At 46.3% G+C, this 13,656-nt stretch carries 16 protein-coding genes; 3 read left to right on the top strand and 13 right to left on the bottom strand.

Translation table 11 applies throughout. The features are described from left to right. Window positions 1-71: 71 nt before the first annotated feature. From E5S67_RS00260 to E5S67_RS00240, 5 genes are all read right to left on the bottom strand, one after another. Window positions 72-1,247 carry a metallophosphoesterase family protein gene (locus tag E5S67_RS00260; protein ID WP_172184338.1) on the bottom strand — a complete coding sequence of 392 codons (1,176 nt, stop codon included), beginning with the start codon at window positions 1,245-1,247 and terminating at the stop codon, window positions 72-74. Window positions 1,248-1,292: 45 nt separating this feature from the next. Further along, a complete protein-coding gene (locus tag E5S67_RS00255; protein ID WP_172184336.1) occupies window positions 1,293-1,538 on the bottom strand; it encodes a DUF433 domain-containing protein in 246 nt (81 codons plus the stop codon). A gap of 6 nt (window positions 1,539-1,544) precedes the next feature. After that, window positions 1,545-1,886, bottom strand: coding sequence for a DUF5615 family PIN-like protein (locus E5S67_RS00250; RefSeq protein ID WP_172184333.1), 342 nt, complete (start codon window positions 1,884-1,886; stop codon window positions 1,545-1,547). A gap of 3 nt (window positions 1,887-1,889) precedes the next feature. After that, window positions 1,890-2,237: a DUF433 domain-containing protein gene (locus tag E5S67_RS00245; RefSeq protein WP_172184331.1), complete on the bottom strand. Its 348-nt coding sequence runs from the start codon at window positions 2,235-2,237 to the stop codon at window positions 1,890-1,892. 62 nt (window positions 2,238-2,299) lie between these two features. Next, window positions 2,300-3,190: an ion channel gene (locus E5S67_RS00240; RefSeq protein ID WP_172184328.1), complete on the bottom strand. Its 891-nt coding sequence runs from the start codon at window positions 3,188-3,190 to the stop codon at window positions 2,300-2,302. 112 nt (window positions 3,191-3,302) lie between these two features. Here E5S67_RS00240 and E5S67_RS00235 point away from each other — a divergent pair, with 112 nt between their 5' ends. Continuing rightward, entirely contained in the window at window positions 3,303-3,623 is a 321-nt protein-coding gene (locus tag E5S67_RS00235; RefSeq protein ID WP_172184325.1) for a hypothetical protein, read from the top strand. A gap of 359 nt (window positions 3,624-3,982) precedes the next feature. Here the strand turns inward: E5S67_RS00235 and E5S67_RS00230 are convergent, their stop codons facing one another. From E5S67_RS00230 to E5S67_RS00195, 8 genes are all read right to left on the bottom strand, one after another. Continuing rightward, window positions 3,983-5,317 (bottom strand): hypothetical protein, encoded by a 1,335-nt coding sequence (locus tag E5S67_RS00230; protein ID WP_172184323.1) that lies wholly within the window; start codon window positions 5,315-5,317, stop codon window positions 3,983-3,985. Window positions 5,318-5,499: 182 nt separating this feature from the next. Next, window positions 5,500-5,649 carry a hypothetical protein gene (locus tag E5S67_RS00225; protein WP_172184320.1) on the bottom strand — a complete coding sequence of 50 codons (150 nt, stop codon included), beginning with the start codon at window positions 5,647-5,649 and terminating at the stop codon, window positions 5,500-5,502. A 214-nt stretch (window positions 5,650-5,863) separates the two neighbouring features. Next, entirely contained in the window at window positions 5,864-6,385 is a 522-nt protein-coding gene (locus tag E5S67_RS00220; protein ID WP_172184317.1) for a hypothetical protein, read from the bottom strand. Between the two features lie 283 nt (window positions 6,386-6,668). Then, window positions 6,669-7,022: a hypothetical protein gene (locus E5S67_RS00215; RefSeq protein ID WP_172184314.1), complete on the bottom strand. Its 354-nt coding sequence runs from the start codon at window positions 7,020-7,022 to the stop codon at window positions 6,669-6,671. A gap of 403 nt (window positions 7,023-7,425) precedes the next feature. Beyond that, on the bottom strand, window positions 7,426-8,526 hold the full coding sequence (locus E5S67_RS00210; RefSeq protein ID WP_172184311.1) for a saccharopine dehydrogenase family protein: 1,101 nt from the start codon (window positions 8,524-8,526) through the stop codon (window positions 7,426-7,428). Window positions 8,527-9,015: 489 nt separating this feature from the next. After that, entirely contained in the window at window positions 9,016-10,713 is a 1,698-nt protein-coding gene (crtO, locus tag E5S67_RS00205; RefSeq protein WP_172184308.1) for a beta-carotene ketolase CrtO, read from the bottom strand. Beyond that, entirely contained in the window at window positions 10,700-11,119 is a 420-nt protein-coding gene (locus E5S67_RS00200; RefSeq protein WP_216670099.1) for a hypothetical protein, read from the bottom strand. Before E5S67_RS00200 ends, crtO begins: the two co-directional genes overlap by 14 nt. 54 nt (window positions 11,120-11,173) lie before the next feature. Further along, a complete protein-coding gene (locus E5S67_RS00195; RefSeq protein WP_172184503.1) occupies window positions 11,174-12,274 on the bottom strand; it encodes a tetratricopeptide repeat protein in 1,101 nt (366 codons plus the stop codon). Window positions 12,275-12,424: 150 nt separating this feature from the next. Between E5S67_RS00195 and E5S67_RS00190 the strand changes: the two genes are divergently transcribed. Both E5S67_RS00190 and E5S67_RS00185 read left to right on the top strand, forming a co-directional pair. After that, a complete protein-coding gene (locus E5S67_RS00190; RefSeq protein ID WP_172184303.1) occupies window positions 12,425-12,751 on the top strand; it encodes a YbjQ family protein in 327 nt (108 codons plus the stop codon). A 243-nt stretch (window positions 12,752-12,994) separates the two neighbouring features. Further along, window positions 12,995-13,618 (top strand): hypothetical protein, encoded by a 624-nt coding sequence (locus E5S67_RS00185; protein ID WP_172184297.1) that lies wholly within the window; start codon window positions 12,995-12,997, stop codon window positions 13,616-13,618. Window positions 13,619-13,656: the final 38 nt, after the last annotated feature.

Here is a 13,656-nt window from a genome sequence, read left to right as displayed (position 1 = left end):
GCATCGCCTCTGGATATTGGTTCCCAGACCGAGCCTGAGAACCTGTTAAAAGAAGGCGGAGACAAGAGTATTTAATTGTTAACTGTTTCCTTAAACTTCTTGTACAAATTTTTAAATTCCTCCAATACTTCCGGTTTCGGTGTCGTTCCCAATCGGTTTTGATAATAGTTGCAAAACTCTACTGCCGGATCGAAATTATTGGGATCGATATTAGTTATTTCTGTTGCTTCTAGCGCTGCATCTGGATAGCGCGGTTCAATTAACAGCGCTTGAGAACAAATTTGGCGCACTCGATCGGCAAGTCCGATTTGCGGACTGTCCAGTTCGACAATTACTTTCAAGAAACCCGGATGATACTGATGAGCTTGTAAAGTTTCATCAAGATTGTCGTTATGACATTTAAGCACTTTTAACGGCTTGTGGCAAGTCACAGGCTTAAATTCCACTTTTGCCTGACTTCCCGGCTCAACTTCAATCAAGCAAAATCCTTTTTCCTGTTCCGCTTCTCCAAAATCTAACTGAATCAAAGAACCCGAATAATAAGCCGGAGAAGTCTCAGAAATACGCTGGTGAATGTGGATGTGCCCGAGGGCAACATACTGAGCTTCTGGGGGAAGAGTTTGCGATGACAGCAGGTATTTTTCTCGCGTGTAATAAGCGACTTCGGATTTTGCCAATCGAGCGCCGTCAATGCTCATGTGTCCCATCAGAATATTGACAGTATTGTCTCTAAAATCCCTGGTTAAATCTTCGAGTAAATATGCTACTATTTCGCGGTAATCTTTGCGGCGATCGGCATCGCCCGACTGCCACAGAGAATTAGCATCTAACAGTCTTTGTTCGGAAGCAAAAGGCATTGCTCCCACACAAAGTTTACCGCTTTTTGTATTGAGAGTAATCGTGCCGCCGTCTGCCGATCGCCTGGGTTTGCCTAAAGCGCGAACACCGGCGAGGGAAAGCAATTGCGCGATGCTGTCGATGCGGGATGCCGAATCGTGATTACCGGCGATCGCAATTGCGGGAATTCCTGCCGCTTGGAGTTCGCAGAAAAAGTTATAAGCAATGCGTTCGGCGTAAGCGGGAGGGTTGGGCACGTCGAAAATGTCGCCCGCAACGAGCACAGCATCGACATCCAAGGCTTTTGCTTGCTTCAAAATTTGTTCGAGGGCGATCGCAATTTCGGAAGTGCGATCGATCCCTCGAAAACGTCGCCCTAAATGCCAGTCAGCAGTATGAATTATTCGCATAGTACGAGGAGTATTTTGTTTATTTTCATAGAAACCTGTAACTTTTTAATCTTCCTCATTTTCTTGAATTGCTGTTTCAATCTCATCAGGAAATGCCTCAGCATAACTAAAAGCATTCACCAAATCTGCGGCACAGAGATCGGGATGACCTTCTAAAATATGAGCATCGGTGGCATCTTGACGGCGATAGCTTATTAACAGCCAAACAGGAATCCGCGTTTTTCGGATACAGGCGGCACCACCCATGACACCGGGAGTCTTTTGAATTCCATACCCAAGGTATTCTATCATTTCTACTCACTCCGAAGGACGGTTAACTCGAATCAGTAAACTTATCGCTGATTCTCGATTAGCAATAGCTTCATTAATGCGTAAAGCCAACTGTTCCCTATTTGAATCATCTTTACAAACAATGATACCAGCATGGTCTTGTTCTAATGTATGCAGCCTGATAAAATGACGGCGATTGAGCGTTAAAATAGCGCGGTCAATACTCACTGCAAAAGCTAACACTTCTTCATCAGGAATTTTTTGATTAGCATTTCCTGCTTCCTGTACGGTAAGGACATCGTGACCCAAAGTCCTCAACCATTCCACAACCCGCTTCGGAAATTGTTCATCTGCATAGAAACGCGCCACTTTTCAATCTTCCTCATTGTCTTGAATTGCTATTTCAATCTCATCAGAATATGCCTCAGCATAAGCCCAAGCATTCGCCAAATCAGCGGCACGCAGAGTCGGATAGTCTTCTAGGAGTTCAGCTTCAGAAATACCTAAACGGCGAGCATTCACCAGCACCCAAACAGGAATTCGCGTTTGTCTGATGCAAGCATCGCCGCCGCACACGCCGGGAGTCTTTTGAATTCCCGACCAAAATTTTCTTAAACTTTGGGCTAGTAATTCTATAGCTTGAGCCTTCTCTTCGGGAGTTAAAGCTAAGAGTTGCGGTTGCAATTCTTTCAGTGTCGTATTTGCAGTTATTGAGTTCATAAATATTAACTTTTTTTTGCCATACAGGTATTCTAGCACTGGTGGCTAAATCAAAACTTTCATTAAACAGGCTTCACATCGTGAAACCGAGTATAATCAACCACCCGCCCTCCCGTCGCCGATTTCAAAATAATATCTACAAACCGCATATTCCACAGAATTTCCGACGCCACAAAAGAATGTCGCGCGTGAATAGTTTGCGAAACTGTTTCGTCAATTCCTGTTAACGTAATTACAATTTCCGCTTGCTGTTCCATCAAGTCTTTGGCAGTAAGTTGGTACAAAGGACTGCTCTCGTCAATTGGGTGCATAACCGTCCAAGTTAATGCAAAAATCGGAGAGTGACTCCGCATCAATTGCAAATCGTAAAAACGCCGCATAAATTCTCCTTCCGATGTTACCTCGTCGCGGATCAAAGTAGCTCGCTGCTGCGCTTCTAAAATTTGGTTGAAACGCTGATTTGCCGTGCGGTACATCAGAGTCGGAACGCCGTTGAAAGGAGCGATTACAGCTACGCGGCTGAAGATAACTCTGGCTGTTGGTCGGGAAAATCTAGCAAAAGCCAGTCCCGTCACCATTGCCACTCCCCACAAAGCAAAAAGCGCTTGGATCGCGACTATAGTATTAGCGTAATCATTGCGCGGATACATAGCGCCGTAGCCGATCGTCGCCATTGTTTGCACGCTGAAATAAAAGGCATCTTTGAAAGAACCCGGTCGCGCGTTAGCAATGCAATCTCCTCCCGCCAAGTAAGCTAAGGCAAATAAAGAATTCGTGACTGTATACGACAGACAAATGAGTATGAAAAATCGCGGCCAAGAAAGAATTAGCAGCCTGTGGTAGAGGTCGGCAAAATGCAGGCGAGGTACTCCCAACTTGACAATATTTAAGGAGAATTGTCCTTTGCGGCTGACTAAACGAGCTTGTGGCTGGCGGTTGCGGTAAATTTTCATTGAGATTTGTAACTGCGGCTGTTTCAATTTGTAACTATTGCTTTGAGCGGGAAAACTTATCCTTTAGACTGATGTCTGATTCCAAAAATTCGGATAAAAGCGGAGTTTAGAAATGGTTGAGCTTAACTGGCATGACTATGTCGTTATGGTTTCTTTTGTGGCTTCTATTGCGGGTCTAGTCCTGCTGGGTGATAATCGCAACTCGCAGCCAACGGACGATCGCACTTTGAGCGAGGAAATCCTAATCAAGATGAGCTTTACTTACTGGATAGTGTACTGCATCTCTTTTTTCGGGCTGAAACTTCACCTACCAGAAGATAGCTGGTTATTGCTTAGTTTGAAGCTGACTACGGTTCTTTCTTACTTGTTGACTGCTTCTAGCATACTCAGCCTGCCGCTGCAACGCATGGCTGTCCGACGAGTTGAAGATTAAAAAAAAGGCGTTTGTAGTAAGGACTTCAGTTCTTTCGATCGCGGTGAAGAAAAACTAAAGTCCTGACTGCAAAGCTAATTGAGTTATATTACCGGGCAATCAGCTCACAGTTAGCTGTGAGCTTGTTTAATTTTTTATGATGTTAGAGAGGCAGACTAACGCGCCCAAAATGGCTAGGGTCGATCGCACTCGTACTTGAAATTGTCATTCTGTTCCTGCCTTCCTTTGGTTGCGGAAATCTCAGTGAGTATCAGTTGGCGAAGCGGGCGCGTTAGCGCATAGCATTAGGTGGAGTTGGTGAGCTGTCTACACTGTAGGCGATAGAATAGCGTGTAGGAGTATGCCACGAACTTAATTGCTCAGGATTTAAAGCCTTTAGAGCTTTTCTTTTTCTCCGGCGGTTTGGACTTTGACTTATTAACTTCACCTAAAGCTTCCTGAAATAAGTTGTGCAGGTGCAGGGGAACGCTGGCAATTTCCGGGAGTTCGGGTTCTAAGGGTTTTTTAAACTCTTGCAGCAGGGCATCTAAATCGCGATCGAGCTGAAAGTCTGGGCGTTGCAATACAGTTTGCAAAATTTGTTCTAATTTCGCTGGATTAACTTTAGCTAACCGTTGCCAAATCCAGACATTAATTGCAGGATCTTCTAGATAGTTGCGAACCAGCTTCTCGTAACCGGGAACGGTTGAAAAGTCTTCGGCTGATAGCATTGCAGTAAATTGAGCGTAAGTAGACAAAAAGGTTTGTCCCCAGCGAGGGTGAGAAAGTGCTGTCACCTGTTCGGCTTTCTTGAAGCGATCGGGCAATTCGACTTTCGGCATTACCATTTTTGAACTAGCATTGCTGTCGAGCATTACCTCAACTGCGTTAGCGTCTGCACCTGCTGCGGCGATGGCGGCTGCTTTGACTTCTTCTCGATCGACTCCGGCATCTTCAACGATATCCGCCAGAGATTTACTTCCATCAACGCCGATATCAGCTAGGCGTTTTTTAGTGATAAATTCCTGAAATTCAGCCAACTGTTTATTCAGGTGGTATCCCGATAGCGTTACTTCCTCGCTGCCAAAAAATTCGGTAAAATCTTCGTGGTACTTTTCTACCGACTCCCAAGCTTGCTCTAACAATTCCGGCGCATCGCTGTACAAATTATTTTTGTGATTTTGCTTGAAATTGCCGATCGCCACCGCCAACTTCGGCTTGCCCAATTTCCCCATCGGTATCGGAGGGCCTGAGAGTATCCACCAGTCATCGGTGAGAGGAGCGATCCGAGCCCGCAAGATTTCTCCTAACTTAAAGCGAGACATTTCTTGCAGGAAATTAGTGCTGTTGGGCTTAACAGCGTAGTGCTTCGCCGTCAGCCAGTTCATCAGTTCAAAGCTGTCGGGGGAAAGCTGAGTGATTTCAAATAAGCCGGTGAAGCTTCTGTGGCGCCAACTTTCTAGCAAGCTGCGATCGCTCTGGGTTAAATCCGGCTGACTTTCGACAAATAGGTCGATCGGCTTTTTCTCCCCGACTTTACCTTCAACTGTAAAACTGTCAATCACTTGATTTTGCTGAGCAATGTCGTAGCGCTCGCCGGTCGATCGAGCAGCCACAAAAGCTTCCAAAGCTACGGCTAACTCTCCCTCAGCATCCAGCACAAAGTCAATTAAATTTTGCTTGAGTGTCCAAGCTCTTTCCAGCATTTCATCCACAATTTATACCGATTTTGAATCAGAGGATTTAGATTAACAATTATCGGATTTGAGGCCACGAACGCTTTCACGCTCCGGCTGCGGCTAATGTGCATCGCGAACAATGACAGAAATATGCGATCGATGCCTCAGTCCTGAATTAGTTTAATTTTAAGGCTAACAGTCAAAAAAAAATGCCCATCTCAAACAGAAGCATCCCGATTTTGTACACAGCGTTTTTTAGGAGTGCGATCGTCCCCCACAGCAAAGCCTCTATATCTCGCTCCGTACTCTGCGGCTCGTACTCCTGTGAAATAAAAATCGTGCTGAAAAATGCGATTTCCACGGAGCATAAAAATACCCTCCCCGATGTAGAGAGGGGCTGAAAATCCCCAAAAACTTAGCTAAACTCGCGTTAAAAATAGTCCCAGGTATCAACAACAGTCCAAGACGCAGCAACCGGGTTTTTTTATCAAAACACTTCGCTGCATTCCCCACCAGGGGTAAAAAACCCGAAACGCTGGAATTTGTGTGCGTCCCAGACTGAGAAATACTTGGCGTCAGCCCTTAGCGGCCGTCTTTGTCAATGTCGCCAGGAACAGCGCGTTCCACGCGATCCCAAGCGTCGCGCGTGGCGTGCTTCGCTTTTTCCCAAGCCACATTAGACTTACCGCGATTTGTTTCGTAGTCGCGCTGCAAATCGTTTTCGCTCTCGTTGAAGCTCTTACCAGTACCGCCATAGCGGCTGTATCCCTCATAACCGGTGCGGTATGCAGGGTGATAGTCGTCGTAAGTCGCGCCCGTGTCCACGTAAGGACGGGAACTGTAGTTGGTTTGCCAATAAGCCTCTTCTACCGTGGGGTCGATCGCCTCGGCCACACCTTTGCCCGCCAAACCGCCGCCAAACGCACCTACAACAGCGCCGACAACTGCTCCTACAGGCCCGCCGATCGCACCGCCGATCGCAGCACCCGCAGCACCCGCACTCGCCGCACCAATACCCGTTCCTACTGGATGAGCCCCTGTTTCCCCGGAAAGCGGGTCGAGGTTAGCATCAGGTTCATGTACCGTTTTTTTGTCATCGCTCATGATATTTATTTCCTTTATCTAACTGTAGTTATTATTAAATTTACCTTTTAAATTAATATCTATTCATCTGCCTTAAGGATGAACCTGCTAGCTAAAATAAAGAGGGGAAGCACAAAACCCTTTTGAACGCAAAAAGTGGTTTTACACGCCCCTATAACGCGGTAAGGTGCGCATTGCGCACCTTACATAATTAGTGTCTAGTGAGTCCTGAGTTCGGCTCAATTGTATACTCACCGAAGGTCAGTATTTACCAGGCACTTGGGTGAGGTAGAAAACTGTAGATTTAGTCCTTGCCCGTGACTTTTTCGATCAAACCTTCAGCTTTTTGAACTATGTTTTCTTGCGGGTGTTCTCCCTTGTACTCCTGTAAGCTTTCGTCGTAAGCTTTCTCGGCCTTTGCAGGATTTTGAGAGGTTTTGACTATTTCATCGTAAGCTGCTTGGGGATTGAGATCCTCGAAACTTTCTGCGGGGTCAGTAATTTTAGCTTCTTGCGGCGCGTGACTCTTGTCTTGACCTGCGTAAGCAGCCTGACTGGGTACTACCGCTAGACCTAGCAGACCAATGAAAGCCAGCGTACAGACCAGCAAAATGCTTTGGCTCAATGTTTGTCCGAGAGCTTTTAAAACCCGCTTCATATCAACTTCTCCTGGTATTTTTCCGCAAAAATTATGGTGTTTGTCACCCCTTCACTGCGATCGCACATTTCATAATTTAGCGATCGGGGCAACTTTTGTTGCAAGTGCTGCGCCCTGAGACAGCGAAAAGGGATATTTACCGTGTTGTGAAATATATTAAACTCCTGCTCGTTAAGTTTACTTCTACCAAAAGATAGATTAGTTCGCTCCGCTCCTAAAATAGAAGATTCCTTACATCAGCTACCATGCTCAGTCACAGGCTAGGATTGCCCGTTCCACAACAAATAACCTTTCTGGGATCACAGATACAAAAGCCTGTAATTATGAAAGCCTGATTGAGGTTGCTACGCCATTTCAGTTATTCGCAACTCGACAAACATCCCAACGCATTTCCAGCCAAAAGTTACAAAGATTCTTGATTAATCTTCAGGTTGCGGCTCTGCATTGCTCCTTCAAATAATTCGGTAGAAAGAGCTTGCTCTACCGACCAAACGCCGGGTTTTTCCAGTTTTCCTTCTAACATTAATTGAGCTATGCTACCAGTACCGATGCCCGTAGCGGCGGCAGCATTTGGGTGTACCGCTGTCGAGCAAACTTTAGCGGGTTGACCGTTTTTGAGACCGCTCACTTGCGATCGCACTGCGACACCAACCCCACTAAAACTATTAGTAACACTGGTCATCCCGTAACTGACGTAGGATAGAAATTCAATAACTCCGTTATTTTTGAGCCAGCTAGCCGGCCAATACTTGGCAACAAACCAAGTAAGGTGATTGTAAAGGTCGGGAGACGTACCAAATTTAGTCACAACGGATTTAACGGGGAAAGTCTCGGGCAAAGTGATTGCTTCCGGCATATCGAACCAGTAAACCCCTGTTTTGCCGTAGGGTGTGGGAAATTCAATTGTTTCGCGATCGCTGTAGGGTTTTACTTGCTGCCACTTGCGATCGGCCCACACCTCAAAAGGAGTTTGCAAGCCTAAAAAAGTAGTTCTCATGACGGTAACGCCAGCACCGCCCGAACCTCCAACTACATAACTCAAATGGATGTGTTCTGCTTCATCTAATTGTTCCACATCTCGGCGCACCATGCTGTTAGAAACACCTGGAAAAATTCCCGTATTAATAATAGCCGTAATCCCAGCATTCTTAGCAGTTTCGCGCAATTCTAAAGCTCTGCGAGTAAAACTGCGGCTGTCGCTGACATCAGTATAATTAACACCTGCTTCTATGCAAGTTTTCAGTACACTAGCATCTCGGTAGTGAAAAGGCCCGGCACAGTGAACGACGAGGTTAGAGGATGAAACCGCTTGGTGCAGGGCTGCACTGTCTGCTAAATCTAAAGCTTGATAGTGCACCCTATCTGGTGGCAATCCCGGCGTAATAGAGCCTTCAGGGTTGCGTCCGGTAATAGTAATTTCTGCATCGGTATGGGTAACAAGGTCTTGGGCAACGCTGCTGCCAATTCGTCCCCGCCCGCCGACAATCAAAACGTGGTTTGCCATCGCTCAAAAAAGGGTAACGCCAGGTTTCAGTCTCTCAACTTTGGGCTAGCGCTTTCATCCGCATAAAGTATGAATTTACGAGAATGTGAGATGCTGGGGGATCGGCGGCGATCGCCCTTATCCGCAGATGGGGAGCGACTTTTACCAGCGACTTGCCTGTTCTGGTAAATTAGAGGTTTGGCTGCGGCGCTAAGTTTAAAAATGCCTTCAGCGTTAACTTGTTCTTCTAATATTGAGAATTTTATCAATGGAATGTGCTCTCGGATGCCAAAATATTTTAACAGATTAGAGGGAACGCGAACCACCGCCACCGATCGCGAAAGATGCTCCCGATTTAGAAAGGGTATTGAGGGCGATCGCAAATCGTTTTCCCTTCACAGGGAATCAACCCGAAAAAATTCTCGCACTCGCATACTAATAAATCAATACAAACAAACGCAGATGTGATTCATCTGCGTTTATCTACGTTCATTGGCAGTTCAAAAAATCTTACTTCTCATTACTCCGAAATACCGACTTACCCTTCGCTTTCAGAGTATTAGCCGCATCTGCGAAAGTCTGCGCGAAAGGCTGCTGCGAGTGCATGAAAACGCGAGCGGTATTGCGTCCCGGCATACCCGAAATCGATCCGCCCGGATGCGTTCCCGCCCCTGTGAGAAACAAACCGTCGATCGGCGTTTTGTAATTCGCCAACTCCGGTAAAGGACGGAAAAATATCATCTGATCTAGCGTCATATCAACGTGATAATAATTTCCCTTCAAAGCGCCCAAACGCTCTCCCAATTCCGCCGGACTTTCCACGTGGCGGCCGATAATTGCATTTTTGATATTTGGCGCGTATTCGGCTAATTTATCAATGCAGCGATCGGCAACTTTGTTTTTCAGCTCATCCGTCCACCCCGTACCGTGCTGGCCGGTTCCTTCAGCATTTTCGATCATGTAAGGAGCAAAAAATTCAATCCAAGCCGTATGATGTCCGGGGGGAGCCATTGACGGGTCTAGTACCGTCGGAAACACCACATACATCGATGGGTCTGAGTCGGGAATTCTGCCAATTGAAGGGTCGCTGTGAGAAATTTCAACGTGTCTCACCGAGTCTGCAATTAAAACCGACCCGATTAAATATTCGTCCCGATGATTCCAGCGCTCAAACTTGGGCATTTCATTGAGAGCTAAGTCTATTTTGAGAATAGTCTCGTTGTTGTTAACAATTTTGCGCTCCAATCTTTCCCGCAAATTCGGGTCAGCAGCATCGACATCGCTATCATCCATTAAATGCAGAAACAAGCGCTTAGCATCAATATTAGAAATGACACCTTTTGTAGCGCGGTATTCCGTGCCGTTGGCAACACGAACTCCCACAGCGCGACCGTCATCAACTAATATTTTCTCGACGTGCTGGTCGGTAAGTACCACACCCGAGTATTTTTTCACTACACTAAGCAGCGCTTGCACTAATGCACCCGTCCCTCCGCGCGGTCTTGCCATGCCGGGATTGTGCCTCATTGCCAGCATAATTGCGCCTACAGCCAGAGTTTTTTGCGAAGGAGGCGCGCCGAGTTCTGCGGCGAATCTTGCTAGGGGTGCTTTAATAAATTCCTCGTCAAACCACTCGTTGAGAATGTCTTCCGCGCTGGTGAGCATCGTGCGAACAAAGTCCAGCGTTTTGTCGGGGGAACCTATGACTGAAAATAAATCTTTGAGTTTGGCAATATCGTAGTTGCCTGCAATATCTATGAGGGATTTTGGTGGCGCATTAAACATCGGAACCATTGCACCTAAAGCCCGCTGCCAAAAGTCTGTATATTCGGCATATTTTTTAGCATCGCGCTCGTTGTAGCGGGCAATTTCAGCACAAGTTTTTTCTACAGATTTGTGCGCTAAGAAATATTTGCCGTCGGGATGCGGACAAAAGGCAACTGGATCGCAGAAAAGATATTCTAAACCGTGTTTTTCCAGTTCTAATTCTTCTACAACTGGCCCTAAATGAATAAATTCGTGGTCGATCGCGCACATATTGAATTTAAAATCCGGCAATTCGGGAATCGCAGCTTCAGTAGTTGCCGCGCCGCCGGGAACCGAACGTTTTTCTAACAACAGGACGGTATATCCAGCTTTGAGGAGATAAGAGGCGCAGACCAGTCCGTTGTGACCTGCTCCTATGATAATCACGTCATACGTTTGCATAGATGAAGCTCTGGGGATAGGATATTTTGCTTATTTTACAAATGTTAACAACTTGGCAGTCTCTACCAATAGAAATAGATTCACCTTCAGGAAGCTGTTTTAGCATCTTACAAAAGATGGAGTTTTTACTAAATGCTACTGTGCGATCCCGCTTATTTCCTCTTGAATTTACAGAGCGATCGCCATTCTCAAATCGCGCCAAAATTATACTGCATTTAGCCGCGTTTATCTGCAAATTATAAAAAAATAAAACAAAGGTAGGAAAAAGGAAGAAGGGAGAGGAAATAGGGAACACGGAATAGGGAATAGAAACAGTTTTGAGATTGATTTCTTCCTCCAAACGCTGCAATTGGAAGGAGTGAAGCCTTAAGAAAATTACTTGCTCAACGCTCAAAACTGCTAGCAAATTACCAATTGGTAATTACCAATTACCAATTATCAATTAGTACATTGAGAAATATTACTTTAGTTCCCGCAATGCCGCCTCAGCTTTTTCTGCACCATCATTGTTGCCTTGCTGGCGGTATGTGTCGAGGGCTTGTTGAAAAGCTTCAATTGCTTCGGATTTGCGATCGCGCGCTTTGAGTGCCGTACCCATATTGTAATAAGCTTCTGCCCGGTCTGGATCGAGCTGAATCACTCGGCGAAAAGTGTTAATCGCTCCTAAAAAATCTTGTTTTTCCAGTTGAATTTCCCCGATTCCTGCGTGTGCTGCCACTAAATTAGGTCGCACCGCAATAGCCCGCTGATAAGCTATCAGTGCTCCGTCGAAGTCGTTTTGAGCCTTGAGAAGTTCGCCAATTTCTAACTGCACTTCTGGATTCCGGGGCTCCAATTTGGCAGCTTCTTCAAAAGCTGCTAGTCCTTCGGAAGCGTGACCACTCCGCAGCAAAGCAGTACCTAATTTTAACTGGACGCTGGGCTGTTTGGGAGCGAGTTCTGCTGCTTCTTGGAGTACGGTAACTGCACTGGCAAAATTTCCTTGCTGGATCAATACTAAGCCCATAGAAGAATAAGCTTGCCAACTTTTCGGATCGAGGGCGATCGCCTCTTGGTATGCTTTAAAAGAACCGCTGTAATCTTTTTGCTGAAAGAGTACCACTCCCAGACCGATCCGGGCATTGACATTTTTGCGATCGAGAACAGCGGCGCGGCGGTAAGCAGCGGCTGCTGCGGGATAGTTTTGCAAATTCGCCATAGCATATCCTAAGGCGTATTGGAAGTCTGCATTGTTCGGTTCGAGATCGATCGCTTGTTGGTAAAATTCCACTGAGGCTTGATAGTTGCCCTGACGCGCTTCTAAATAGCCAATACCAGAAAAAATGCGGGGGTTTTCCCTATCTAAACGTGCCGCTTCCTGATAAATGGCGATCGCCTTACTGTAGTCTCCTAAATCTACCAACTCGCGCCCTTGTCGCAGCAGAGCATCTAAATTTGAATTTTTTTGAGGGTTGACTTCAACTGACGTTTCTGCTGAGAGTGCTATCTGCGGCGCTGCAACAGCGAGTCCCGCTACTAAAAGCGTACTGAATACCAAGAGACTTTGTTTGTGCACGGCCATTTGTTTCAAAGAGTGTGTGGAATGAAAGAGCGAATTGCTGCCAGCTTGCCAAGCTGACAACTTATGGTTTACCAGGAATTTTTGAGTGGCGAGATGTAGTAAATCTACATAACAAGACCCACTCAAAATTTTCGTGATTGAGGCCAACTGATGATTGTAACAACAACTGATATCATCCAAGGAGCAGAAATTCAATCTTACCTGGGAATTGTAACTGCTGAGGTGGTTTACGGCACCAACGCCCTGCGAGATTTCTTCGCGGGCATTCGCGACATCATCGGCGGGCGCACCGGCAGTTACGAGGAAGTGTTTCTCAAAGGACAGCGAGATGCCCTCGCGGAACTGGAAAAACGGGCTCAGCGCCTGGGCGCTAATGCCGTAATCGGCGTGGAAGTTGACACCGGCACGATTAATGTAGACTCGAGCGGAGCTTTGCTGCTGATTACTGCCGTTGGAACGGCTGTAAGATTGCGTTAAGCTGTCTTTCCTGTATACGTCCACGAACTTTTCTAACTGGATAAAATAGTTATCGGTCATCAGTCATCTGTCATCTGTCATTAGTGGCTGGCTGAGGGCTGATGACTTTTTTGTTTCTTTCTTCAGACATAGATACTGGTTATTTCCCCAGGCAGATATAGTTTTTATCAATCTCAGCCACGATTAATGCTTAGGTGAAAGATTGTTAAAAATTAAAGCAACTCTCAGAGGAAAGAAAAAGCTATGTCATATGTAAATAGACCTGTAGATAACGTTGGTACCGAACCCGTGGTGGTGAATTCAGTCATGGAATACCACGATCGAGTGCGGTGGGGTCCGATTTTTTCAGGTTTGGTAATTGCGATCGGCACGCAATTAGTTTTAAGTGCATTGGGCGCTGCGATCGGGTTGAGCAACATTGCCAATTCAGGAGCTCCGCGCACTATTGCAGGGGACGTGGGTACGGGCGTCGGAATTTGGTCAATTATTAGTTTGTTAATTAGCTTGGCTGTTGGCGGTTGGGTAACTGCTCGCGCTTGCGGCCCGATGAATCGCAATACAGCGCTTTTAAATGGAGCAATTTTGTGGGCAACTACCCTAACTATTGGCTCTTGGCTGTTAGCAAATGGCGTGGCCGGTACTTTTGGCGTAATAGCTGCGAATGCGGGAGAAGCAATTAATCAAGCGCAGCAGGGTGGGGTGGATTTGCCGAACAGAGCGCCTAACGTAACTGCTCAGGATACTCGCAATATTGCTAGTAATGCTGCAAAAGCTGGTTGGTCGTTTTTGTTCGGCTCGCTATTGGGTTTAGTTGCTTCGATGGTAGGAGCATCTGCGGGCGCGCGCACTCCCCGGCATCACTCGTAAAAGTTCGATCGGACATGGAAAGTTTATATTCATGAAAG

The sequence above is a fragment of the Microcoleus asticus IPMA8 genome (genome assembly GCF_013179805.1).
GTDB classification, from domain to species: domain Bacteria; phylum Cyanobacteriota; class Cyanobacteriia; order Cyanobacteriales; family Microcoleaceae; genus Microcoleus; species Microcoleus asticus.
The sequence above is the reverse complement of the archived record's forward strand: the minus strand, read 5'-3'. Positions and strand labels throughout refer to the sequence as shown.